Origin of the sequence: Snodgrassella sp. W8132, assembly GCF_016100865.1 — a bacterium.
GTDB lineage: Bacteria > Pseudomonadota > Gammaproteobacteria > Burkholderiales > Neisseriaceae > Snodgrassella > Snodgrassella alvi.
Genome location: NZ_JACFRQ010000001.1, coordinates 1409482 through 1435044 on the forward strand (window position 1 = coordinate 1409482; position 25563 = coordinate 1435044).

The following is a 25563-nucleotide window of genomic DNA, read 5'->3' on the forward strand; positions in this document are numbered from 1 at the left end:
ATTCTTAATTATTAATTTGTAATTATTTATCTGTATCTGCTGTTCTGCACTTTTTCAGTACAAAGACAGAACAGCAAAACAAAATTATTTACAGTAAAATGCAGTCCGTTGTTAGAGTCATTATGTCATAGCATTCGTACTGAATTGAATATACGGCAAAGACAAACACTTATCTTCTACGCCTCACTCTGACCAGGCAAGGGTCAGGCATTTTTGATTTAATAAGGAGAAAACACGATGTCCGTACAGGATCGCATTCGTTATACCTCACTTCATTCCCGCCTTATGTCTGCTGAGCAAGCTGCTACCCTGATAGATAATAATGCCAATGTCGGCATGAGCGGATTTACCGGCGCCAGCTATCCTAAAGTTTTGCCCAAAGCTATTGCTGACTTTGCTCGTGCTGAACATGCTGCCGGTCGGCCATATAAAATTAATGTATGGACTGGTGCTTCCACTGCGCCGGAATGTGATGGCGCACTGGCTGAGGCACATGCAATAAATCAGCGTTTACCATTTAATACTGATCGCCATATGCGTCAGGAAATCAACAATGGCGATGTCAATTTTATTGACATGCATTTATCGCATGTTGCCCAGCAGGCATGGTTTGGTTTTCTGGGTCACATGCATGTAGCCATTATCGAAGTACTGGGCATTACTGAAGACGGACATCTGATTCCGTCTACCGCAATCGGTAATAATCAGACGTGGCTGGATATGGCGGACAAGGTTATTCTGGAAATCAATACCGGTTTGCCGATACAAATGGAAGGTATGCATGATATTCCTATGGATAATGCTATTCCGCCCCACCGCAAACCAATTAACATGACCCGCGCTGATGATCGCATCGGTGAAAAATACCTGAAAGTTGATTTAAACAAAATAGTCGCTATTGTTGAATCCAATGCTCCGGATCGCGACAATGTTTTCAGCGAACCTGATGACAAATCCAAACAGATTGCCGCTTATATTGTTGATTTCCTGTCTCATGAAATCAAAATGGGGCGTCTGCCTAAAGAAATGCTGCCAATTCAGTCTGGCGTTGGTAACGTGGCAAATGCCGTACTGGCAGGTCTGTTAACCGGTCCGTTTGAAAATCTGTATGGCTATACCGAAGTATTGCAGGACGGTATGCTGGATCTGATACGTGCCGGAAAAATGGCTACTGCATCTGCTACCGCTATTTCCCTGTCTGCTAAGGCATTCCAGGATTTTGCAGACAATATTGATTTTTACCGTGACCGCATTATTCTGCGCCCGCAGGAAATCTCCAATCACCCGGAACTGGTGCGCCGTTTAGGTATTATTGGGATGAATTCAATGATTGAAGCCGATATTTACGGCAACATCAATTCTACCCATGTAATGGGTACCAGCATGATGAATGGTATCGGCGGCTCAGGTGACTTTGCACGCAATAGCTTCCTGAATTTCTTTGTTACCCCATCTACTGCTAAAGATGACAAGATTTCCTGCATCGTGCCGATGGTTTCGCATGTTGATCATACCGAACACGATACACAGATTATTGTTACTGAGCAGGGTCTGGCTGATTTGCGCGGTCTGGCTCCGCGGCAGAGAGCAAAAGTGATGATTGAAAAATGTGCTCATCCGGATTATCGCGATCAGTTGCAGGATTACTACGACCGTGCTTTGCAAACGGCAAAAGGTATTCATACACCTCATATTCTTACTGAAGCTTTAAGCTGGCATGAACAATTCCTGAAAACCGGTTCTATGAAAATGTAATTGATTCCGGATAATGTCAGACAGCCCTGTTTCTAACAGGGCTGTTTTTTATCAGACTGCATCACTTCTCGACCAGATAATTTATTTTTGATTCAGCATCCGCAATTGATTTACTGAATCCTATAAACAGGTTATTACCATTACCAGGCGGAAATCCAGTATTACATCGTCTGAATGAGTATTTATGAATATACTTCATCATCACACATTATCAAATTCAGCCACATACACAATACTATCAGTTAAAATAACCACCACTCATTCTCTGCTGCATTCAGCAAATTCTTTATTTCTTCATCCTCAAAAGGAACAACCACCATGTTTTCCAAAGCGTTAACCATCGAAAAATTTGATCCGGAACTGGCCGGTGCCATTGCCCGTGAAGATCAGCGCCAGCAAGATCACGTAGAACTAATTGCATCAGAAAACTACGTAAGCTGCGCCGTAATGGAGGCTCAGGGCAGCCAGCTAACCAATAAATATGCCGAAGGCTATCCGGGTAAACGTTATTATGGTGGCTGCGAATATGTTGATGAAGTAGAACAGCTGGCTATCGACCGCCTGAAAGAATTATTTGGCGCCAGTTATGTCAATGTACAGCCTCATTCTGGTTCTCAGGCCAATCAGGCCGTTTACGCCAGCGTATTACAACCAGGCGACACTATTCTGGGCATGTCTCTGGCGCATGGGGGTCATCTGACTCACGGAGCCAGTGTCAACATTTCCGGTCGCCTGTATAACGCCATTACCTATGGTCTGGATGAAAATGAAATCCTCGACTACAAACAGGTGGAACAGCTGGCACTGGAGCATAAGCCGAAAATGATTGTGGCCGGTGCTTCTGCTTATGCACTGGAAATAGACTGGGCACGTTTCCGTGAGATTGCAGATAAAGTAGGTGCTTATCTGTTTGTAGACATGGCGCATTACGCCGGTCTGGTCGCTGGCGGAGAGTATCCGAATCCGGTGCCTTTTGCTGATTTTGTTACCACTACTACCCATAAAACTCTGCGCGGACCGCGCGGCGGTGTAATTATGTGCCGCAGCGATGAACATGCAAAAGCACTGAATTCAGCTATTTTCCCCTGCCTGCAAGGTGGTCCGTTAATGCATGTGATTGCAGCCAAAGCAGTAGCCTTCAAAGAAGCCTTACAGCCGGAATTCAAACAATATGCCCGTCAGATTAAAGCCAATGCCAAAGTACTGGCAGAAACCTTGATTGAACGTGGCTTGCGTATTGTTTCAGGCCGTACTGAAAGCCATGTATTTCTGGTAGACCTGCAACCAAAAAAACTTACCGGTAAAACGGCGGAAGCGGTGCTGGGCAAAGCACATATTACTGTTAATAAAAATGCCATCCCTAATGATCCGGAAAAACCATTTGTCACTTCCGGTATCCGTTTAGGCACGGCAGCCATTACTACTCGCGGCTTTACTGAAACAGATACGCGTGAACTTGGTCATCTGATTGCTGATGTTCTGGATAATGCAGACAATGAAAAAGTTATTTCAGAAGTCTCAGAAAAAATACAGAAAATTTGCAATCGTTTACCTGTATATGGTAAATAAACCACAATATTATAGTATTAATATAATTTCCAATCATTCCTGTTGATTGACTATAAAATAGTACTTATACTCAAAGCAGACTTTTTCATCATTGAATCAATGATGTTTTAGTCTGTTTTTTATTGACATTAAACATCGCCATTGAGTTTCTCAATAAGAAATTCATCTTTAACTAATCAGGTATTATCAAAATACTAATAAAGTATTAATATAACCATATTGCAAAAGCAAAAATAACAATTTGGCGTTTAAATTTAAAATATTTTGATAATTCATTTTGAAAGGAAACAAAAATGAAAAAATTAGTTTCTTCCGCTTTACTGGCTGCTTCTTTAGCTATGACTGCAGGTTTCGCTATGGCTAATAGTAACAACGATGATACTGATGTTCGTCATTTCAGCGAATCTACTGCTCAAAATGGTCAAAACACTCATGTTTCTGACTCTACACCAGAAAATACTCCTTTCCGTACTGTTAATACCTATGCTGGTAATCACTAACAGTCTGGCAATAAAAAAAAGCATAACTTATTGTTATGCTTTTTTTTAACTTATCTATTTTTATGCAAATACTATTCTCTTAGAGATTAAACTAAGAATTATCTTACACTTTCTCTTTCACGCTGCTTAAATCTTCTGTCAGCTGTTCTTGTGTTTATCTTTAAAATATAACTTATTGATTACATATATTTATTTAAAAAATCATAATTAATATTGATTTTACTTAATAACTCAACTTTTATTATAGCCACAGGATTAAGATAAAGCTTCCTTATTCTCAGGAGTACAACATCATGGGGTTACTCTGGACAATTATAGTTGGCTTTATCATTGGTTTAATTGCCAAACTAATCTATCCGGGCAAACAGCAACTTGGGTTAGTGGTCACCACTTTACTTGGTATCGGCGGCTCATTACTGGCCGGATATGTTGGTCAGGCATTTGGCTGGTACCATGCAGGTGAAAAAGCCGGTTTAATAGCTTCGATTATTTTTGCCTGCATTATTCTGTTTATTTACGGCAAAATTAAAAACAGACAGATATAACGAAACGGTGATGGATATTTAATCCATCACCGTTTTTTTGTTCAAATAAATGTATTATTTATTGATCTGCACTTTACCCAAACCTTTATCACGTAACTGAGCAATAGTTGCATCAATACCCTGTTTCTGAATCAATTGATCAAACTGACTGCGGTATACAGTTACCAGACTGGTACCATTGACCCGGAAATTATAAATTTTAAACACACCATTAGCATAATACATCTGATAACCCACGGTGTAGTGCTTATTACCGGCACTAACAATTTCGGTAAATGTTTCCAGCCGGTTATTACCCTGATTCACTACTTTAGGTATAACCTTCACAGATGCATTACTGGCACCCATCAATGCTGAATGTGCATAAATGCGCACAATCATATTCTTAAAGGCCGCACTGAAATCCTGTCTTTGCTGTGCAGTAAACTGTCGCCATTGCATACCTACAGCCAAAGCTGAAATACGCTCATAATCCAGATACTGATCTGCATAACGTTCTATCTGACTAATACGCTGTTGTTCATTCAGGCTTTTGTCACGAGCCACTGATAACACCATATCCACATTTTGCTGTAACTGTTGTTGTGCCAGCTGTTCCTGCGTTGCAGCGAACGAACATACTGCAACCATGAGCATCCAGCCTGCCAAACAAGCTTTTACATACCTCTGCATTGTATTCTCCTGTGAATAAGCAAAAAAAACGGCTTATGTTTTTTTATCATTCATAAACCGCTTGCTGTTTTCATTTACTAAGTCTTTATCCTAATTTGGAAGCTAACCAGTCAGTTACACTGGCGAGCGCCGGTTCTAATGCAGCTATATCCTGCCCGCCGGCTTGTGCCAGTTCGGGACGACCGCCACCCTTACCACCAACCTGACCGGCAACATAATTAACCAGCTCACCAGCCTTGATTGTTTTAGTTAATGCTTTTGATACTCCTGCTATGATGGCAATTTTACCATCATTTACTGCTGCCAGCAGAACGATAATATTATCACCCTGTGCAATTAAATCAGCAGCAATATCTCTCAGAGCACTGCTTTCTGCCTCAATTTGTCCCAGCACCAGACGAGCTGTACCAATAGTTCTGGCCTGAGCCAGCAAAGCGGTACCTGCCTGTCTGGCCAGTTCACTTCTGGCTTCAGTTAATGCCTTTTCCAACTGTTTGGTCTGAGTATGTATTGCCTGAAGTTTAGGCAGCAAATCTTCAGCAGTCTGTGCTTTTACTTCGGCAACCGCAGCCTTAAGCAACTCTTCCTGCTGCTGAACAAATTGTAAAGCATTCAATCCGGTCACAGCTTCAATACGCCGTACTCCGGCAGCAATACCACTTTCAGAAATAATTTTGAAAAGACCAATATCTCCAGTCCGTGCAACATGGGTACCGCCGCATAATTCGGTAGAAAATTCGCCCATGCTCAGTACACGTACCTCGTCACCGTATTTTTCTCCGAACAGCGCCATTGCACCGGCAGCGATGGCTTCATCAAAGCTCATATTCTGTGCACATACAGGAACATTGGCCACAATCGCCTGATTTACCCGACGTTCAACTTCGGTCAGTTGTGCAGCGGTAACCGGCTGTGGATGTGAAAAGTCAAAGCGGGTGCGCTCAGCATTAACCAGAGAACCTTTCTGCTCAACATGTGTACCCAATACCTCACGCAAGGCGCGATGCATCAGATGAGTGGCACTGTGATTACGCATACTGGCTTCGCGCAGTACACTGTCTACCTGAGCAGTAACAGCATCACCCACTTTCAGACTGCCGGATAGCATTTCGCCAAACTGACCAAATACTTTAGCTTTGATTTTTTGCGTATCTTCTACCTGAAAGCGGTTTTCACCGGCAAAAATATAACCAGTATCACCAGTCTGACCACCAGATTCTGCATAAAACGGTGTGAAGTCAATCACGACCACACCTGATTCACCGGCATTTAACTGCTCAACAGCTTCACCATCCTGATACAAAGCCAGAACTTTGCTTTCATTCTGGCGTTGCTGATAGCCGGTAAATTCTGTGTCAGCACCTTCATAGGTAAGCTGAGTATTGGCTTTAAAATTCTGCGCTGCACGGGCACGGGCACGCTGAGCAGCCATTTCACGCTCAAACCCTTCTTCATCCAGACTGATATTACGCTCACGCGCAATATCAGCGGTTAAATCATATGGAAAGCCATAAGTATCATACAGTTTGAAAATTACCTCACCAGCCAGTGTCTGTCCGCCATCCTGCAAGGCACTTTCCAGCAGAGTCATTCCGGTTTCCAGTGTTTGTGCAAAACGGCTTTCTTCCTGTTTCAGTACATCACAGATTTGTGTCTGTTTTTCAACCAGCTCAGGATAGGCAGAGCCCATTTCCTGCACCAGATCCGTTACCAGCAAATGGAAAAATGCCTGTTTACAACCCAGTTTATAACCATGGCGTACAGCCCGGCGGATAATACGCCGCAATACATAGCCACGCCCCTCATTGCTGGGTAATACACCATCAGCAATTAAAAACGCACAAGAGCGGATATGGTCGGCAATGACTTTCAGACTCGGTACATCCTGACTATAGGGAATGCCTACAACACGGGCTACAGCATGCAGCAAATTGACAAACAGATCGATTTCATAATTACTGTGTACATGCTGCAATACCGCCGACACCCGCTCCAGTCCCATCCCTGTATCAACTGACGGCTTAGGAAGCGGATTCATGTTACCGTTTTCATCCCGGTTATACTGCATGAATACACAGTTCCAGATTTCTATAAAACGGTCACCATCTTCTTCGGCACTGCCCGGAGGCCCGCCCCAGATATGTTCGCCATGATCATAAAAAATTTCCGAACAAGGACCGCACGGACCAGTATCGCCCATTTGCCAGAAATTATCAGAAGCATAACGTGCGCCTTTATTGTCACCTATACGGATAATTTTTTCCGGTGGCAGACCAATCTCATTTAACCAGATATCATAAGCTTCATCATCATCTGCATATACAGTTGCCAGCAGTTTTTCCGGTGGCAGGTTCAGCCAGTCCTTACTGGTGAGAAATTCCCAGGCAAAATGCAGGGCATCACGCTTAAAATAATCGCCAAAGCTGAAATTGCCCAGCATTTCGAAAAATGTATGATGGCGCGCGGTATAACCAACGTTTTCCAGATCATTGTGTTTACCACCGGCACGCACACATTTTTGTGCAGTTGTCGCACGGCTGTACGGGCGCTTGTCAAAACCCAGAAACACATCTTTAAACTGATTCATACCCGCATTGGTAAACAACAGGGTTTTATCATCCTGCGGAGGTACAAGTGAAGATGAAGGTACAACCTGATGACCCTTACTTGCAAAAAATTGAAGAAATTTAGAACGTAATTCTGCTGTTTTCATGGTAGTTTCAATAAGACGGGTGATTAATCGTATTCAGGCAGTCTGTATAAAACACAGACTGCCTGAACATAGATATAAAAACAGGACACTGGTTAGTCCACCTCAACCATCACCCTTGTTAAAATCATCCGCTTATCTTACCGCAGTTTTACGCATAAGCCTACCTGAACAGACGAAAATCCATGCCAAAATGACAATTCCGACAACACTAATGCCTTATGCGGTATAGTTACCCCCATACGAACAGATTGAAGTTACAAAGGTGGTTAACACATAACCATGCCAGCCAGCCTTGGCACATCTTTGAAAAGGACGGACATGAAAAACACAGCCTGTCTGGGTTTATCCGGTTTGATTTTATGTATTCTGACTGCATGCAGCGGTTCACACGACAATGCCGGTCCTCAACCGGCTTCTGCTGTAGCGGCCAGCAAACCTGGTAGTTTGAGCGACACCAAGACACTTAAAATATTTAACTGGTCAGACTATGTTGACCCGAAAACCATTGGTGAATTTGAAAAAAAATATGGCATTAAAGTCACTTACAATTTTTATGACAGTGACGAAACACTAGAAAGCAAAATTCTGACCGGACAGTCCGGCTATGATATTGTCGGGCCGTCCAACTCATTTGTCGGACGCCAGATTAAAGCCGGAGCATACCAGCCACTAGACAAAAATCAGTTGCCTAACTGGAAATACATTAACCCGAAATTACTGGACTTATTAAAAGACGTAGATCCGGATAATCAGTATGCGGTACCCAACTACTGGGGTATGAATACCATTGCAATCAATATTGAAAAAGTGAATGCCGCACTCGGTGCTACACCAATGCCGCATAATAGCTGGGATTTGGTGTTTAATCCTGAGTATACCGACAAACTGAAAAACTGTGGCATCAGTTACATGGATAGTCCGGTAGAGATGATTCCGCTGGCGTTGCATTATGCCGGCAAAGATCCGAACAGCCAAAGCAAAGATGATATAGATATTGCAGCTAATATTATCAAAGCGAACCGAAGCAATGTATTGCGTTATTCGTCTTCTGGTTATATCGACGATCTGGCACGCGGCGATGTTTGTGTAGCCATTGGTTTTGGCGGTGATTTAAACATTGCCAAACGACGCCGGCTGGATGCAACCGGTAAAAAAGATATCGTGGTACTGGTTCCGACTCAGGGAGTTTCTCTCTGGATAGATACATTAACTATCCCGAAAGATGCAACCAACCTCAAAAATGCCTATCGCTACCTGAACTGGATACTGGAACCGCAAATAGCGGCCAGAAACGCCAATTATGTTAGTTACGCGCCTTCAAGCATGCCGGCAAAAGAACTGATAAAAAAAGAATATCGCGAAGATAACAGTATTTTTCCGTCAGATGAAGTTCTGGCTAACAGTTATCTGGTATTACCGGCAAAATCGGATACTCTGAAATACGAATTGCGATTATGGCAAAATCTTAAAGCAGGAAAATAAATTTCCGACTAAATCCCATGTTTGCAAAAGCCCCTCCTTTGAGAGGGGCTTGATACATTCTACTTTATGCAAATCAAAACTGATGCCATTTAGCGGCACAGCTCAGGAAATTTTTTCCACGCTTGCGACAAAGTCATACCATTAGAATATAGATTCACTATACTTTGTGACATACCTGCTTTAACTACGTCTATCTGTAAACCTTCTGTCTGTGTGAAAGGATTGACCAGTGCCAGTGTCTGAGTGCCATTAGGATAGGAGCTGATTTTGTAAAATTCCTGCGGCAGTTTAAACCGTGACTGAAATTTTTCATGCAGACACTTACTCACTTCTGTCACCGGCCGTTCAATACGCAGGCTGACTTCAGGTGGTGCGGAACGTTCAGGTTTCATTACAGGTAAGTTTTTTGACGATACCGCACAGCGAACATTATTGGTACCATAAGGCTGATTAGATTGCAATAAAGCCATTGCCATCGCTCTCGAATCACATTCACGCTCTTCAGCAACAGGAGGAGGAACCTGAGCACAGCCGGCCAGAATACTGACACAAAAACAGGGCCACCATAATATTTTTTTCCACAACATGCTTATCATTCCATGATCAGTATTAATATTTGTATTTAGTTATTCAGAAATTTAAGTTTTTTGCCAGCCTGCCATTTTCCGCAGAGCTTGATTAATTAATCACAATTACAGAAAATAAAACTTCAACTGGCTAATAATGGTTTTCATCTGAATATAGCTGTCATATGCCAAATGTTATATTGAAAACAAAATAGCTATAATAACAGGCATATTTGAATATACACTAGTTTTATTATGATTTTTCCCTCTGCTCATTCTGTCAAAACCGTTACACTGGCTCTTACCGGAGCATCGGGTATGCCTTATGCCAAACGTCTGCTGGGCTGCCTGTTACAGGCTGATATAAGGGTCTGGTTACTGTATTCACAGGCTGCCCAGATAGTCGCACAACAGGAAATCAACTGGCATTTACCTGCAAATGCTAAACAGTGTAATGCCGCATTGTGTGCAGAATACGGCGTAGACTCATCCATGCTTACTGTATTTGGCCGCGATGAATGGTTTGCACCTCCGGCCTCCGGTTCCAATCCCGCTGATGCAATGATTATCTGTCCGGCCAGCATGGGTTGTGTTGCTGCCATTGCAGCCGGCACTTCCGACCATTTACTTGAACGGGCAGCTGATGTATCGATTAAAGAAAATCGTCCGCTAATCATCGTACCGCGGGAAACGCCTTTATCAGCCATTCATTTGGAAAATCTGCTTAAACTGTCACGTTTGGGTGTATGCATTCTGCCCCCAGTATCCGGTTTTTATCAGCACCCTCAAACTATTCAGGATATGGTGGATTTTGTAGTAGGACGTATTTTGGACCAGTTGCATATACCTCATCAGTTGATTACACGCTGGGGTGAAAAAAATAATTCTTGACACATGTTTCAATAAGGTTTAAGGTTTAATGATGAAAAACGCAACCACTTTCTCTTTTGCTTATTATTGGTACCACACCTCGGTGCGGTGCTTTTTTGCGTTTATATAATATCTAATAAGCAAAATAAAAAAGTGAACCGCCCGGCCAAACCGAGGCGGTTTTTTGTTGCTACAAACGCCTCATACAGAAAGGCATTACAAATGAATCGACAACTACTGGAGAATAAAATGTCCGCATTACCGCTAAATCAGATACGGCAATCAGAATTACCTGTGGCTCAGCTTCAACGGTGGTACATGATTGTTGACGGCAATCAGCACCGCTCTGACCTATGCCAGCTACAGCCACAATTCCAGACTGCATTTATGCTTAGTGAAGCTCTGATTCCTCAGCTGCGCCTGATAGCAATGTTAATTGCTGCACAGCGTCTGGGCTTTGAACAACCTACTCCTGATATTATCAGTGATGAGGCAGACTGGTTTGCCGCACGTATTCTGGTAATGGGTGTAAGAATTTTTCATCTGGATATTACCCTGATACCCATGCTGAAAACAGCAAACAGCCGTGCACGCAGCTTCGCCCAAAAGCATAATCTGCCGTTTACTCCCGCACAAATGCGCATGAGCCTGCATGCCGGACGGCCGGAACAAATGCTGATTATTGAAACTGAAACTCAGTGCGAAGAAGATCTGGGGCTGGTAGAAAATAGTTTATATTTTGCTCACAATCTATGTCTGAAAGAACATACTATTATGGCCGCATGTCTTACTCAATAAGTTTACGCAGATATCAGATTAAATCAGTCTGCGTAATTTATGGCTTACTTTATAACGTGCATAAACTGTTATCTGCTGTAAAAACGGTTCCAGCTGCTCGGCAGTAAAATTTGCATGAATATAATAGCAACCATCACCCGTAATTTTATACAGAGCCTGTACCTCAGCAAAGGTACTCACCAAATGCTCGAATTCAGCAAACCGACTGTTATTCATATAAATAAAAATAAATTGTTCCGATATCAAGTTTTCAGTCAGTGTAAAACGTTCTATCACGCCGGTCTCAAGCAGGTTCTGTACCCTTAGCCCCACTGCCTGTCCGCTAAGAAATACTTTCTCACCAATCTCTTTCCACGACAAACGACTATTATTTTTTAATAAATCCAGAATTGCTCTGTCTTTTTTATCCATAGTTTCATCCTGAAAATAAATAGAGTATATCTTTTTCATCAGCCTATTCTGTCGAAAACAGATAAGGCGCATAATTAAATTATTAAAACCAACAGGATATAACTAATGAAACAAGCACTCATTATAATTGATGTACAAAATGATTATTTTTCAGAAGGTAAAATGGAACTGTACCAGCCACAACTGGCACTGAAAAAAATATTGAAGGTTCGTGAGTATTTCCGCAATCAGCAGCTGCCGGTGTATTACATCCAGCATATTAATAGTAACCCAGGAGCTACTTTTTTTCAGCCTGACAGCCATGGTGTAGAATTACACCATCAATTACTGCCGATTGCGGACACGAATGAATTTATAATTCATAAAAGCTATCCCAATAGCTTCTTACAAACAACCCTGCATGAGCACCTTCAACAACAGAAGACAGATCAGCTAGTTATCTGTGGCATGATGACACACATGTGTGTTGACTCTACCACTCGTCAGGCAGTTGAATTCGGTTATCAACCAATTGTTATTGCAGATGCATGCGCAACACTGAATCTGGAGTTCAATAGCAACATCATTAGTGCAACAAATGTGCAAAACAGTTTTTTAGCCGCATTGAATTATCTTGCTACTGTACAATCTGCTGAACAGTTCCTCAGTTAATACTTTTAATAGTATAAATTTTACTTGAATCGCAATTCAGTCAGCAGCTTACATAAATTTTTAGAAATACGCCTGTTAACCTTATTAGCAAAAAGAATAAACAGGTGTATTTATTTGTATTATTGACTAAAGATGACAAATATTTCTAAATTATCTCTAAATTAGAGTTATATAAATTATTTGAAAAAGAAAAATTATGCCCAAAAAAATAATTAAATATAAGAAAAATATAGATTATCAATAATTTATTTGTTCAAATTTCACTAAAATTCACAAAGTTTCTCTGGCTTGCTAAAATATAAATGATAAGTTTCATAAGAACCTCCGGTCCCGCCATCTTGTTCATATAATAAATATATTGTTCTTAAACCTTTAGAACTTAGTTCATACCCTACAGTCTCAAATCCGTTTCCTCTTTCAATTTTGCATATCTTTTTATAATTTATATTCACTCTTTTTAACGACTTAAATGGCGGAAGTATACAATTATTTGTAGTGTAATAACTAAAGCATTCATTATCAATACTTACCACTTGAGCACCCAAATTTGGATTAGAAGTTGTTGAATACCCTACCGACCAAGGCATTTCTGTCCAATTTTGCTTTAATCTCAGAGGAGCAAGACCATTAACATTAATTCGTACCATTGCATTTCGATAATAGGAAACTAAACCATCATCTGATTCTAAACTATCAACCCCATCGGTTTCCCAAATAAAATTTTCATTATTAACAAATGTATCCCATGCAATAAAATCTTTGTTTTCATTTGTAGGGATTTGCATAAATAATTTTATAAAGTCTCCTATTTCAAAGGATTGCAATGATTCTGCTTTTTGGGGGTAAACAGGATAAGCACAACATAACAAAGGCAGCATTAAAAACAAAAAGATAATCTGTTTTTTCATAATTCACCCCTTACTAATTATTAAATTGAATTTATTTTAATTATGTAAATTAATATTATTTAAAACAGTATTAAAATATATAAATAGCACTTGTTTTCGGAATTTATTTATCCTAATAATAAGTGCTATTATTAATAACTAATACAATCAGTTAGCCGACTGATACTCACATTGGCAGAAAACGGCTGGGATCCTGTGGCTGACCATTTTCACGCAATTCAAAATGCAGCTGAGTGCGTTTAGCATCAGTATTACCCATAGTAGCAATCTGCTGGCCACGTTTGACCTGCTGACCTTCTTTTACCAGAATATTCTGGTTGTTACCATAGGCGGTCAGATATGTCTGATTATGCTGTACGATAATCAGATTACCATAGCCACGCAAACCATTACCGGCATACACTACTTTACCAGAAGCAGCTGCCAGAATAGGCTGCCCGGCATTACCACCATAATCAATACCTTTACTGCTGCCGCCATAACTCTGCAGAATATTACCGGCGGTCGGACGCTGCCATTCAATTCCGCTTACATTGCGGACGCCTCCAACACTCACTGTTTTACTGGTTGATACAGTACTTGTACTGGTTGGTGTAGTTGTCGTGGTTGTACTGGTGGTGGTAGTGACATTTGCTGTTTGTACAGGAGCAGTCACAGTAGTAGTTGTGTTTGTACTACCAGCCGGCGCCACATAGCCGGCTGGCTTCACGCGCAGAACCTGCCCCACCTTAATTTCATTCTCTATTATATTATTCCATGAACGCAGATTATCCTGAGTAATCTGATAACGTTTGGAAATGTTATATACCGTATCTCCGCGCTGTACCGTATGCGTTGCTGCATTAATATCAACCGGAGAGTAATTGCCCACATAACCAGTAGAAGTACCTGCAGCGGCAGGTGTATAAGCCGGAGCTGTATTTGCCGGTGGCGTATAAGGAGCAGCACCATATGGATTGTCGGCAGTGGTAGCAGCAGTACCTGTAGTGGCATCACTGCTGCCCGTTTCTGTCGGCGCTGCCGGCTGTTTGAAAAGAGTACAGGCACTTAATGCCAGTACCAGCAAGCACCAGCCGGAACGATTCACACTTTTTTTCAACATAACGGTTTACCTTAAATCATTGCAATATTCAGGGGGTGCCAGCGCAACAGCGGCGGCAATAGCCAATTCAGACAGTATCATAAACAATGACCAGCATTGTGTAAAATAGCATCGGGCATAAATTATTTTAACATGTCCTAATGATTGTGTTTATTCTGATAACTTTTTAGCATTAATTACCCAATCATATAAAGCTTTTCTGTTTTCACCACTAATCTGCGCAGCCAGTACGGCAGCCTGCTTGGTTGGCAGTTCCTGCACTAAAATCTGCATAATATTAATAGCTTCAGCAGACAGCTCGGTATTTTTTTCTACTGGTGCCGGATGAAGTATCAGTACCATCTCGCCACGTTTCTGATTAGCATCTGCCTGCACAATCGACTGAATTTCAGAAACTGTGCCGCATAGATAGGTTTCATGGGTTTTACTGATTTCACGTGCCAGCATCAGAGTACGTTGCGGATAAAGTAAAACCATTTGTGCCAGTGTATCTGTAATTCTGTGAGGCGTTTCAAACATAACTACCGGATAAGATACTTCTTTCCATAACTGTAGCTTTTGATGACGTTCACCACTTTTTGCCGGTAAAAATCCCGCAAAATAAAAATCTGACTGAGTAACTCCCGCAACACTCAAAGCTGTCATCACCGCACTCGGGCCGGCTACCGGCACTACCTGATAACCAGCTGCACGTACCCGCGTTACCAGCCGTGCCCCGGGATCACACACTGCCGGCGTACCGGCATCAGAAACCTGCGCCACTACCTGACCGGCAGCCAGAGCAGCAATAACGCGTTCTGCCATACTTTGTTCGTTCTGTTCACGCACACTGATCAATCGTGCAGAAACACCGTATGCACGCAGTAATTGCTGTGTTACGCGTGTATCTTCTGCACAAATTAAATCTGCCCGGGATAATACTGCCAATGCATGAAAACTCAGATCTGCCAGATTACCAATCGGAGTAGCCACTACATAAAGGGTTTGCGGTACAATGCTGGCAACAGCTTTCTGGTAATGGGCTTGCATTTATAAATCCGTAATCTGATTAAACTTTAGCATCAGGCATTAAACTGAAAACTCAGCACATAAGCCTGAAACTGTTACTATACCATGTAGTGATAATGTTTCAGAGTTTACGGTTAACAATTACACGGGTTATAAACCGTATAATAGTGCCGTTTCAGAAGTCACGCAGCCTGAAACCTGCACAGGGGTATTTACGCGTAATACATTGTAAATACCAAGCATATTGCCTGCTCCCGCCTTAATTAACAAATTAATTTATATGACAGAATCCATCTCCGTCCATCAACATTTTGCCGATAGTGCCCAGCTTCTGAACGAGTGTGCAGACTTACTGGCTGAACCAATTGCCGAAGTTGCTCAGGGAATACTGATGGCCTTGATGAGTGATGGCAAGCTGCTTATTGCCGGTAATGGTGCATATGCATCACTAGCAAACACGCTTGCCGCCTATATGGTGACCCGATTACAACAGGAACGCATGGCACTGGCTGCCTTATCACTGTGCAATAATCCTTCTGTACTCAGTATATTGACCGACAGCGGTCCTAACGATATGTTTGCCAAGCAAATTCATGCGCTTGGCAAACAGCATGATATGCTCTGTGTACTATCGGCAGATGGTCAGAATATCAATCTGGTTAGTGCGATTAAAACCGCGCATGAACGTGATATGCGAGTGCTGGCGATTACCGGCGGAAGCGGTGGTGAAGTTGCCGGATTATTGCGCGATGACGATCTCTGGCTTAATGTACCCGGCGACCATCCTTTACGTGTACTTGAGGCACATCAGGTAACTATTCATGCTTTGTGCGCACAGATTGACCAATTATTGCTAGGTGGTATATAACCAGCAACAACCAATTTACAGGTGTATTTCATGAAAAAATATCTTTCTGCTCTGGCATTGGGACTTTGCCTGACCACTACCCTGACCGGCTGTCCGGCTGTTCTGGTAGGTGGCGCCACTGTTGGTACGCTTTCAGTTATCGACCGACGTACTACTGGCGCACAGGCAGATGACAAAATAATGGAAGTTCGGATTCATGATGGTGCTATCTCATACCTGAATAGTCAGGCACAGGAAAGTAAATTCCAGCCTACACTGTCCGTTATCAGCTACAACCGGCAGATATTACTGCTTGGCTTAGTAGCCAGTGAAAATGATAAAAATCTGGTAGAGCGCGTTGCCCGTGCCCAGCCTGCGGCACAAAAAATCTATAACTACATTGATATCGCCACTCAGAATCGTAAATTAAGTCATGTTACAGATGATACCTGGGTTACCTCAAAAATACGTTCCAATCTGCTAAATACCAAAGGCGTATCGGCAAACCACGTCAAAGTAGTTACTTATAATGGCGTCACCTATGTAATGGGTATTCTGACACCAGATGAACAACAGGCCGCTACAACGGCCATCAGTACAACGTCTGGTGTTCAGAAAGTTATTACTTTGTATCAAACCTTTGAAAATACTCCGAAGAGTACACCGACCAATCCCTGATAACCGACATTCTGCTGCGATACAACCATATAGACCAAGCTTATCGAAGCAGTAAATTGCCAGTATCTGATTAGCGTAAACAAAATTTTGCGTATAATAACGATATTATACGCAACAATATCCCTGAAGGATTACCTGTCATGAGCACTAAACCTACCGCACCGGGAACAAAAAACAAAAAAAAAGCGGTTAAAACTGGTCTGAGTACATTCACCAAAATTCTACTGACTTTATTTCTGATTCTGGCCATATTTGTTGTCTGGTTTGTTTTTCACGCATGGCAAGTTCTGAATTCTACCTCTGAAACCACAGAGTTCGCCTCTCAGGCAAGCTTTGAAGTACTGACTCCGACCGGTGCACCGGTAACAGGCAGTAATGTTCCAACACCAGTATTTTCACCCAATCCCGCTATAGCTGCTTCAGAGAGTACAGAACCTGACACTGCTTCCGAACCTGCTCTACCTGTTACTACCGGCAGAGCTAATACCAGAGACAGAGACAATCCGGAAAATACACAAGAAATTCGGCCTATTACACCCATAAACGTACCCGCTACCACTAATAGAGAAAATAACTCTGAAACTCCTGTTAATACCGCTCCGACAACAAAACCAAAACCGGCAGCAAACGGAAATAACGGCAAACCGCTGGATAATCTGTTTTAAACCAATATTCACAGCAACAATAACGCCCATCCTGATGATGGGCGTTATTTATGGCCAACTGGTGACCCTGACAAAATTTCATAGTTGTATTTAATCATTTTAAAGGCAGCAGTAAACCATTGCTATGTACGCAACAAATTAGCATACATAACCAAATATTCAGAATTTTGATAGATGAAGTTCGATGAGTGCTTAAGCAGTACACACTATCAATACATTATTGATAGGGGTTCTCCACTGCGTTCATCAGTTCGCTCAGATAAGCGCGTAACTGCTTTTCCTGACACCCCATCAGTAATCCGTCTTCAAAAGCTTCCTGTGCCAGCTCATAGATCTCCTGCATATTTTGCTGCATCACCTTAATTTTTTCAGTGCAAGAGACCACATTACCCGCATCATCTACCCACTTCGGCATCGGTGGTAAAGGTTTCATCAGTGTTTCACCCTGCGCGCAGTCACAAAAGCACGAGACCAATAACCCTGTTCAATACTGGTAATTTCAATATTCTTACCCGTACGCGGCGCATGGATCATCCGGCCATTACCGATATACATACCAACATGGGAAATTCCACCACCACCCGGACTAAAAAATACCAGATCCCCCGGCTGCAAACTGGTTCGGCTGACTGCTTCACCTACCGTAGCCATCTGCCGTGAACTGCGCGGCAAAGTAACACCCATACTGCGCCGAAAGATATATTGCATAAAACCACTGCAATCCAGTCCGCTTGTGGGTGAATTTCCGCCAAAATGATAGGCAACACCAAGCAGTCCCATTGCGTTCATAATCAGGTCACTGGCGTCATCACCTGTACGCACAGCCGGTGTAGCAGTCCTGTCACGAATCAAACGCTCCAGCGCTGCATTATCCAGACCTTCATCCGGCGCCGCCATTACCGGCGAAATCAGAATGAAATTGGCACACAAGCATACCGTTGCCGTCTTCATTAATGTTTTTATCCACTTCATGCCAACATTATTCCATCAGTTCATCAAACAATTCTGCTATCCTGTAAATAGCAATTGTTCGGGACATCATCATATGTATTCACCCAGCTCATCCCATATCAGCGATTGGGCGCGTATGCGCGAAATTATCACCATTCTGGCCAGACATGGTCTGGGTGAATTTCTTGTTCGTATCAAATTACCAAGACGCTGGTACAAACACTCCGACCCATCGGGCCAGAATCACCAGCACTACCTGAGCACACCAAAACGAGTGCGGCTCGCCTTTGAAGAGCTCGGACCAACATTCATCAAACTCGGACAAATATTGGCTACCCGTACCGATGTCTTCGGAGAAGAATGGACAGAGGAATTTGCCCATCTGCAAAACAACACACATCCTCTTCCGATTCCAGACATCAGAAATATTATTCAGGCTCAGCTTAACCAGCCACTGGAAAGCATTTTCAGTAATATAGAAGCTCAGCCTGCCGGCAGCGCATCCATAGCACAGGTTCACCGCGCCACACTTATCAGCGGAGAGCAGGTCGCCATTAAAGTTAAACGCCCGGGTATTGAGTCAACCGTAGCAGCTGATCTGCGTATTCTTAACCACATAGCACAACTGCTTGAATCGGAAATACCCGAGTCCAGACGTTACTATCCGGTACAAATGGTGCAATATTTTGCCCGTTCACTCGAAAAAGAAACAGATTTGTCTGCCGAACGTCGCAATATGCAACATTTTTCCCGTCTTTACAACCATCAGCAGCAAATCCATATACCAAAAACTTATGCGGCATATTCTAACCGGCAAATATTAGTACAAGAATATATTGACGATACTTTACTTAAAAATCTTGATTTCACCGGCTGGGACAAGCAGCAGCGAAAAAAACTTGCAGCCACACTGGTCGATACCATTCTTGATATGATATTACAGCATGGTTTATTTCACGCAGACCCACATCCGGGTAATATTTTAGTACGAAATGATGGACGAATCACCTTAATTGATTTCGGGCTTGTCGGCCGGTTAAGCCAGCAGCGCCATCAGGAAATCATCACTCTGATTCATGCACTGCTGGAACACGACCAGTTTGCACTGCAATATGTTCTGTCCAACTGGGCGCAGGGAGAAATTATTAACGAAGACCAGCTCGGAACAGATGTATTGGAAATGCTGAATAATTATGAGCAGCTCAATAGTAAAGAACTGCGTATCAGTCAGATAATTAACGATATTACCCATATTATTCGTGAACATGGTCTCACCCTGCCTGCGGATCTGATTATCCTGTTCAAATGCCTGATTACCCTTGATGGCGTTATAAAAAAAATAGACGGTGACTTTGAACTGTTAAATCATGCACGAAACACCATCAAAAACGTACTGCGCAATCGCTTTAACATCCAGTCAATCTGGCGCCACAATAAAATACAGTTACATCTTTTAGCTCAGTTAATAGATACACTACCCCAAAATCTATTACGTCTAAGTAAACGCATCCGGCACGGACAGCTCCCTGTTAACCTGAACATTCAGCACATCGATAAATTTAATAACCAGCTGGATAAAGTTGTTAATCGCCTGACAATGGGAATTGTTACAGCGGCACTTATCATTGGCTCATCTATTGTTATGAGTATTAACTCCGGCCCGAAAGTATTCGGCCTGTCGTTTTTCGGACTGATTGGCTATTTACTGGCATTCAGCAACAGCCTCTGGGTAATCTGGTCAATCTGGCGCTCAGGACGACACTGAATCAATCCCGCAGTTACTCAGTTACCCTTGTAAGAAAACAGCTGATACCATTAAAATATATACTTGAAGTAATAGAAATCCCTTCACACAGCAAATGTGTTATTGAAAACTGAATAACCACGTGGTTCGCAATCCATCCCACGAAAAAAAACTAGGAGCCCTGCTACACATGTATCAACTGTATTCTGCAATATCATCTTCTCTTAATGACAAATCTTTCTTCTTTGGCTTTTAGACAGAAAATATGTTTAAAATCGCCAAAGAATTCCAGTTTGATGCCTGCCATATGCTGGACGGGCATCAGGGCAAATGTCATAACCTGCACGGACACACCTATCGCCTAATTGTCGAAGTAAGCGACCAGCTACATCAGCAAGGATCCAGCAAAGAAATGGTTATGGACTTTTCCAACATCAAAAAAATCATTAACCAGCATATTATCAGCCAGCTGGATCATGCCTATTTGTATGATGAAACCAATAGCAACGAATGTAAAATCGCAGCCCTCCTTCGCCAAATGGAGCGAAAAGTATTTGCCTTTCCCTGTCGCACTACTGCTGAAAGCATGAGCCGGTTTATCTTCAATAAGCTTACAGCTCATCTGCCAGTATCCAAAATTACCCTATGGGAAACCCCTACTTCCTATTGCGAATATCAGAATACCAGCTATGATCCAGTTTAATATTGTCGAAATCTTCGAATCCCTGCAGGGCGAAGGCTACAATACCGGTATGCCTGCTGTTTTCATCCGTCTGGCAGCCTGTAACCTCAAATGCCCATGGTGCGATACTGACTTCATGAGTTACCAAAGTATGAGTCTGGAGCACATTCTCAATACCGTCAGTCAGTTTCAGAGTAAAAACATAATCATTACCGGCGGCGAACCTACTATCAACAAAAAACTGCCCTTACTTTTACGCGCACTTAAACAGGAAAATTATTATCTTGCCATCGAAAGCAATGGTTTGGGCACAGTAGACCCGCTTATCGACTATATAGCCCTGAGCCCGAAATTTTATTATCGTCACCAATATCCGTTTCCACTACAGCGTCAGGCTGACGAAGTACGCATCGTAGTTGAAAACCATCCGGATTTTCTTACCTTCTGCCAGAACATAGAACAACAGATTCAGGCCAGACACTATTTTCTTTCACCCTGCGAACAAAACAACCAGTTCAATATGCTTACTACATTACAATATCTCGGCAGACTGAATCAAAACCGCCATAATAATAAATGGTTGCTAAGCATTCAGACACACAAACTGGCCAATATAGAATAATATTTCTGCTCATTTATGTATTCTGCCGGCGATTCAAAATCCTTGAAAAAATCCAAATCAGCCTAATATTATTAAAAATATATTTAAAAATTAAAATCAACATTTTTATTGTAACAATTCATCATTATTGTGCACATTTCGCCAACAATTGTTACAATATAATTAACCAGAGAAATTATTTACTGACAAAATCACGGAGAATATTATTCATGAAATCTCGTAACACTTACGATTTTACCCAGCTGGGTCAGGCAGGGGACAACCCGCAAACCGTTGTTCTGCGCAAAGCCTACAGCCTGCTCGGACTTTCTTTCCTGCCCTGTGCTGCAGGTGCTTACGCAGGTAATTATATAAATTTCTATGCTCTGTTTAGTAATTCATGGCTATCAGTTGTAGCGTTTTTTATTCTCGCTTACGGGCTGATGTTTGCAATTGAAAAAAACCGTTATAACAATCTGGGTATAGCCTTGTTAATGGTTTTTACTTTTGTTTTCGGATTTTTTATCTCTCCGCTTTTACAACTGGCTGTGGCTTCTGCTGTCGGATCACAAATTGTAGGTATGGCAGCATTAATGACAGCGGCCGTATTTTTTACCATGGCCACAATTGCTCATCGTTCCAAATCTGAAATGAAAGGTATTGGTCAGTTTCTGGTCGTTGGAGCAGTTGTTTTAATTATCGGTATGATTCTGAATATGTTTATGCATTTACCGGTTTTGTCACTCACTATCGCAGCCGGTTTTGTCATTTTCAGTTCACTGATGATTATGTGGCAAATCCGTACTGTTATTGCCGGTGGTGAAGACAGTGCAACCAGCGCAGCACTCACTCTGTTCGTCTCTTTGTACAATATCTTTACCAGTCTGATACAAATTCTGCTGGCGATAATGGATAACCGCTAAAATACATACCAACTACAAAACTGCCTGAACATCTGTTAAGTTCAGGCAGTTTTTATTTCTGCAAAATTATATATACCCAATCCACAGCCATATTATTTACCTGCAACCCCGTTTAACATATTATTCTCTTATATAATGCCTTTTATATAACCAACCAACATGAACGAAACCATTCACTGGACAGAAAACGCACAAAACATGCAGGCAGACTGGGGAGGCGACAGCCGCCATCCCGCTCCGAAACACATTCAGGCTATCACTCAGATCTGCGCTGAACAGGCGATTCAACTAATGCGTCAGCATACTGCATTGCTCTGGCGCGGTGATTATCATCAGGGTAAACAACTACTGGCTGCGATTAAAAAACGTGTTCGCAGTAAAGCCCGTATTCATACTGATTTTCATAAACATCGTTTGCAACAGGCTCAGCACAGCCGCCTGTTTCAGCTTCTATTAGTAGAGATTCAACCTCAGGGCATACTTAACAATAGTCGCGCACCAGACATTGCAGCTGCTCTGAACGACGTATTCGGCAAACCCAATCAGAACACCCTACTTCTGCCATTGCATCTGTTATTAGGCTATATTGGCGCTTACGAGTGGCATAAAACTGGTGTTTCCATTCCTGCATTGCAAGGACAAAAAATCCATGTTCCTTACGGTGTATTTTCGCCCGTACGCGGTGAATATCTTGAACTGGTTGCCCATGCAGCACTTCCCTCTGCCTGTCAGACAGCATGGGACATAGGAACCGGCAGTGGCGTACTGGCTGCTATACTCGCACAGCGTGGAATACCTGAAATCATTGCAACAGATAATAACCCGCGCGCCATTGCATGCGCACAAGCAAATATAGAGCGTCTGGGTTTAAATAAACAAATTCATATTCAGCATACCAGCCTGTTTCCTGAGGGCAAGGCTGATCTCATTGTCTGCAATCCTCCATGGCTACCCGCTAAGCCAAGCAGCGATATAGAAACCGCACTCTATGACCCCAACCATCAAATGTTGAAAACATTTCTGGAAAATGTCAGAAACCACCTCTCAGCAAACGGGCAGGTATGGCTGATTATGTCCGATATAGCTGAACATCTGGGCTTACGCCCTTCAGAAGCCTTACATCAATGGATAGAAGCAGCAGGGTTAAAAATTATTCAGAAAATCGATACCCAACCTACACATCAAAAAGCCCGGGAACAACATCATCCGCTTTCCTATGCCCGTAATCGTGAAATCACTTCTTTGTGGCAATTAGGCATTCAATAAAACAGGTGTTTGCATATTAATGCAAACACCTGTTTTATTCATCATAAGTTCATACAGACAAAAAATCTATTCACAGACATAAGCTATAATTTAGTAAACCTGATATCACCGGAAACTACCACCAACATCCAGTTCACCCTTGACACAAAAATTATTGATCTATTTAGAATTACAAGTTATAAATATCTTTTTCAGATATATCACCATTGCCTGGCGCCAAATTGAAATTAATTTCAGTTTGTAAGAAATTCAGTTGAAAAGCATATATTTTAATTATTAATCCAGACACATATTGCAAAAACCTTCTTCCTTAATCAATATCTGCTTCATCATTTTTATTACTCAAAACACCATCTGTACTCTTTACTCGCAGATACAGTAAACCTTTTACTTAAACTATCTCAATACAATTCCAGATAATTACAGATATACTTAATATTGAGTATAAATAAACAACTGAATTCAAAGCTGAAATATATATCAATAAAACATCTAAAATTTTGTATTAATTACTTATTACATTTCTATTATTTCCTGCTATTTATCTTTGAATAAAACATTGATTGCAGTAAGATATATTTTTCATTCCTAGTATATGAACAAAACCATTTCTTCATTGTATGATTTATCTTATTAAGAGATCATCAATTTAAATACACCACATCATTATGCATTACTTAATTGTTATTTGTTTGCTCACAGCATCTAATCTGGTCATGACTACAGCATGGTACTGGCATATTAAACCCAATAATTACCAATTTCCACTTTGGCAGATTATTTTGATAAGCTGGGGAATTGCTTTATTTGAATATTGTCTTGCAGTACCGGCCAATCATCTGGGGGCACAGTGGGGAATTAAACCATTCCAACTGAAGATTATTCAGGAAGTAGTGACACTGGTCGTATTTACCCTGTTTGCGATTCTTTATTTAAAAGATGAATTCAGACTTAACTATTTAATCAGCTTCGGCTTTATTCTTGGTGCAGTATATTTTGCTTTTAAACGCTAATCTGTAAAACCGTCGCCTGAACATCCAAATTTTTAAGGACGCAATCGCGTCCTTTTTCAAACACAGACTTATATCAAGCTTTAGGTAGAGTTACGCCCGTCTGCCCCATATATTTACCGGCACGATCCTTATAAGAAGTAGCGCACTCTTCATCACTTTCAAAAAACAATACCTGTGCCACCCCTTCATTAGCATAAATCTTTGCCGGTAATGGCGTGGTATTGGAGAATTCCAAAGTTACATAGCCTTCCCATTCAGGTTCAAATGGCGTGACATTAACGATAATACCGCAACGTGCATAAGTGGATTTACCCAGACAAACAGTCAGAACATTGCGCGGGATACGGAAATATTCCACAGTACGTGCCAAAGCAAACGAATTAGGCGGAATGATGCAAAAGTCGTCTTCAACAGTTACAAAATTACGCGTATCAAAATTTTTCGGGTCTACAATAGTACTGTTGATATTAGTAAAAATCTTGAATTCGCGTGCACAGCGAATATCATAACCATAGCTGGAAGTACCATAGGAAATGATTTTTTCACCGTTTAACTGTTTAATCTGATTAGGTTCAAACGGTTCAATCATGCCGTGCTCTTCACTCATACGGCGTATCCATTTGTCTGACTTAATACTCATGAC

At 41.8% G+C, this 25563-nt stretch carries 27 protein-coding genes and 1 riboswitch; of the genes, 17 read left to right on the forward strand and 10 right to left on the reverse strand.

The features are described 5' to 3' along the window. Positions 1-237 precede the first annotated feature (237 nt). The 4 genes from H3U82_RS06250 (at position 238) to H3U82_RS06265 (ending at position 4369) form a co-directional block, all read left to right on the forward strand. Positions 238-1755, forward strand: a complete 1518-nt coding sequence (locus H3U82_RS06250; RefSeq protein WP_025330222.1) for an acetyl-CoA hydrolase/transferase family protein — start codon at positions 238-240, stop codon at positions 1753-1755. Between the two features lie 318 nt (positions 1756-2073). Further along, on the forward strand, positions 2074-3324 hold the full coding sequence (gene glyA, locus H3U82_RS06255) for a serine hydroxymethyltransferase (protein ID WP_025330221.1): 1251 nt from the start codon (positions 2074-2076) through the stop codon (positions 3322-3324). A gap of 293 nt (positions 3325-3617) precedes the next feature. Continuing rightward, positions 3618-3824 carry a hypothetical protein gene (locus H3U82_RS06260; protein WP_025330220.1) on the forward strand — a complete coding sequence of 69 codons (207 nt, stop codon included), beginning with the start codon at positions 3618-3620 and terminating at the stop codon, positions 3822-3824. A gap of 293 nt (positions 3825-4117) precedes the next feature. Continuing rightward, complete coding sequence (locus H3U82_RS06265) at positions 4118-4369, forward strand: GlsB/YeaQ/YmgE family stress response membrane protein (protein WP_084551839.1); 252 nt, start codon at positions 4118-4120, stop codon at positions 4367-4369. A gap of 54 nt (positions 4370-4423) precedes the next feature. Here the strand turns inward: H3U82_RS06265 and H3U82_RS06270 are convergent, their stop codons facing one another. Together H3U82_RS06270 and alaS are read right to left on the reverse strand one after the other, a co-directional pair. Continuing rightward, the gene (locus tag H3U82_RS06270) at positions 4424-5041 is read right to left on the reverse strand and encodes a phospholipid-binding protein MlaC (RefSeq protein WP_025330218.1); all 618 of its coding nucleotides are present in this window, start codon (positions 5039-5041) and stop codon (positions 4424-4426) included. Positions 5042-5126: 85 nt separating this feature from the next. Then, positions 5127-7754 (reverse strand): alanine--tRNA ligase, encoded by a 2628-nt coding sequence (alaS, locus tag H3U82_RS06275; protein WP_198209668.1) that lies wholly within the window; start codon positions 7752-7754, stop codon positions 5127-5129. Between the two features lie 318 nt (positions 7755-8072). Between alaS and H3U82_RS06280 the strand changes: the two genes are divergently transcribed. Further along, positions 8073-9236, forward strand: a complete 1164-nt coding sequence (locus H3U82_RS06280; protein ID WP_038648710.1) for an extracellular solute-binding protein — start codon at positions 8073-8075, stop codon at positions 9234-9236. Positions 9237-9325: 89 nt separating this feature from the next. Here H3U82_RS06280 and H3U82_RS06285 read toward each other — a convergent pair whose 3' ends face one another. Next, positions 9326-9823, reverse strand: coding sequence for a hypothetical protein (locus H3U82_RS06285; RefSeq protein ID WP_198209670.1), 498 nt, complete (start codon positions 9821-9823; stop codon positions 9326-9328). 234 nt (positions 9824-10057) lie between these two features. On the opposite strand from H3U82_RS06285, the gene H3U82_RS06290 reads away from it, so the two are divergent. Both H3U82_RS06290 and H3U82_RS06295 read left to right on the forward strand, forming a co-directional pair. Further along, positions 10058-10693: a flavin prenyltransferase UbiX gene (locus H3U82_RS06290; protein ID WP_084565458.1), complete on the forward strand. Its 636-nt coding sequence runs from the start codon at positions 10058-10060 to the stop codon at positions 10691-10693. 201 nt (positions 10694-10894) lie between these two features. Then, positions 10895-11470, forward strand: coding sequence for a hypothetical protein (locus tag H3U82_RS06295; RefSeq protein WP_232336114.1), 576 nt, complete (start codon positions 10895-10897; stop codon positions 11468-11470). Between the two features lie 18 nt (positions 11471-11488). On the opposite strand, the gene H3U82_RS06300 is transcribed toward H3U82_RS06295, so the two are convergent. Then, positions 11489-11920 carry an Lrp/AsnC family transcriptional regulator gene (locus H3U82_RS06300; protein ID WP_171991506.1) on the reverse strand — a complete coding sequence of 144 codons (432 nt, stop codon included), beginning with the start codon at positions 11918-11920 and terminating at the stop codon, positions 11489-11491. 66 nt (positions 11921-11986) lie between these two features. Between H3U82_RS06300 and H3U82_RS06305 the strand changes: the two genes are divergently transcribed. Beyond that, positions 11987-12532: a cysteine hydrolase family protein gene (locus H3U82_RS06305; protein WP_174829896.1), complete on the forward strand. Its 546-nt coding sequence runs from the start codon at positions 11987-11989 to the stop codon at positions 12530-12532. 263 nt (positions 12533-12795) lie between these two features. Here the strand turns inward: H3U82_RS06305 and H3U82_RS06310 are convergent, their stop codons facing one another. The 3 genes from H3U82_RS06310 to rsmI all read right to left on the reverse strand — a co-directional run bounded on the left by H3U82_RS06310 (position 12796) and on the right by rsmI (position 15571). Continuing rightward, positions 12796-13440, reverse strand: a complete 645-nt coding sequence (locus tag H3U82_RS06310; RefSeq protein WP_198209672.1) for a hypothetical protein — start codon at positions 13438-13440, stop codon at positions 12796-12798. Positions 13441-13606: 166 nt separating this feature from the next. Further along, positions 13607-14542 carry a peptidoglycan DD-metalloendopeptidase family protein gene (locus H3U82_RS06315; RefSeq protein ID WP_078475108.1) on the reverse strand — a complete coding sequence of 312 codons (936 nt, stop codon included), beginning with the start codon at positions 14540-14542 and terminating at the stop codon, positions 13607-13609. A gap of 150 nt (positions 14543-14692) precedes the next feature. Beyond that, positions 14693-15571: a 16S rRNA (cytidine(1402)-2'-O)-methyltransferase gene (gene rsmI / locus H3U82_RS06320; RefSeq protein ID WP_084551847.1), complete on the reverse strand. Its 879-nt coding sequence runs from the start codon at positions 15569-15571 to the stop codon at positions 14693-14695. A 259-nt stretch (positions 15572-15830) separates the two neighbouring features. On the opposite strand from rsmI, the gene H3U82_RS06325 reads away from it, so the two are divergent. From H3U82_RS06325 to H3U82_RS06335, 3 genes are all read left to right on the forward strand, one after another. Continuing rightward, positions 15831-16418 (forward strand): SIS domain-containing protein, encoded by a 588-nt coding sequence (locus H3U82_RS06325; RefSeq protein WP_025330207.1) that lies wholly within the window; start codon positions 15831-15833, stop codon positions 16416-16418. A gap of 30 nt (positions 16419-16448) precedes the next feature. Beyond that, positions 16449-17075 carry a BON domain-containing protein gene (locus tag H3U82_RS06330; RefSeq protein WP_084551848.1) on the forward strand — a complete coding sequence of 209 codons (627 nt, stop codon included), beginning with the start codon at positions 16449-16451 and terminating at the stop codon, positions 17073-17075. Between the two features lie 140 nt (positions 17076-17215). Next, positions 17216-17740, forward strand: a complete 525-nt coding sequence (locus H3U82_RS06335; RefSeq protein ID WP_084551849.1) for a hypothetical protein — start codon at positions 17216-17218, stop codon at positions 17738-17740. 217 nt (positions 17741-17957) lie between these two features. Here H3U82_RS06335 and H3U82_RS06340 read toward each other — a convergent pair whose 3' ends face one another. Both H3U82_RS06340 and H3U82_RS06345 read right to left on the reverse strand, forming a co-directional pair. Further along, entirely contained in the window at positions 17958-18173 is a 216-nt protein-coding gene (locus tag H3U82_RS06340) for a hypothetical protein (protein WP_025330204.1), read from the reverse strand. After that, positions 18173-18712 carry a C40 family peptidase gene (locus H3U82_RS06345; RefSeq protein WP_025330203.1) on the reverse strand — a complete coding sequence of 180 codons (540 nt, stop codon included), beginning with the start codon at positions 18710-18712 and terminating at the stop codon, positions 18173-18175. The genes H3U82_RS06340 and H3U82_RS06345 overlap by 1 nt, the downstream gene beginning before the upstream one ends. 73 nt (positions 18713-18785) lie before the next feature. Here H3U82_RS06345 and H3U82_RS06350 point away from each other — a divergent pair, with 73 nt between their 5' ends. From H3U82_RS06350 to H3U82_RS06375, 6 genes are all read left to right on the forward strand, one after another. Continuing rightward, entirely contained in the window at positions 18786-20456 is a 1671-nt protein-coding gene (locus H3U82_RS06350) for an AarF/ABC1/UbiB kinase family protein (RefSeq protein WP_198209674.1), read from the forward strand. Between the two features lie 115 nt (positions 20457-20571). Next, positions 20572-20617: riboswitch (PreQ1 riboswitch) on the forward strand. A gap of 83 nt (positions 20618-20700) precedes the next feature. Next, complete coding sequence (gene queD / locus H3U82_RS06355; protein WP_198209676.1) at positions 20701-21138, forward strand: 6-carboxytetrahydropterin synthase QueD; 438 nt, start codon at positions 20701-20703, stop codon at positions 21136-21138. Continuing rightward, positions 21125-21739, forward strand: coding sequence for a 7-carboxy-7-deazaguanine synthase QueE (locus H3U82_RS06360; protein ID WP_198206728.1), 615 nt, complete (start codon positions 21125-21127; stop codon positions 21737-21739). Before queD ends, H3U82_RS06360 begins: the two co-directional genes overlap by 14 nt. 209 nt (positions 21740-21948) lie before the next feature. After that, on the forward strand, positions 21949-22641 hold the full coding sequence (locus tag H3U82_RS06365) for a Bax inhibitor-1 family protein (RefSeq protein ID WP_198209688.1): 693 nt from the start codon (positions 21949-21951) through the stop codon (positions 22639-22641). A gap of 159 nt (positions 22642-22800) precedes the next feature. After that, the gene (locus H3U82_RS06370) at positions 22801-23907 is read left to right on the forward strand and encodes a class I SAM-dependent methyltransferase (protein ID WP_232336115.1); all 1107 of its coding nucleotides are present in this window, start codon (positions 22801-22803) and stop codon (positions 23905-23907) included. A gap of 668 nt (positions 23908-24575) precedes the next feature. Beyond that, a complete protein-coding gene (locus tag H3U82_RS06375) occupies positions 24576-24920 on the forward strand; it encodes a DMT family protein (RefSeq protein ID WP_037393604.1) in 345 nt (114 codons plus the stop codon). 73 nt (positions 24921-24993) lie between these two features. On the opposite strand, the gene dcd is transcribed toward H3U82_RS06375, so the two are convergent. Further along, positions 24994-25560, reverse strand: a complete 567-nt coding sequence (dcd, locus tag H3U82_RS06380; protein WP_025330196.1) for a dCTP deaminase — start codon at positions 25558-25560, stop codon at positions 24994-24996. Positions 25561-25563 lie beyond the last annotated feature (3 nt).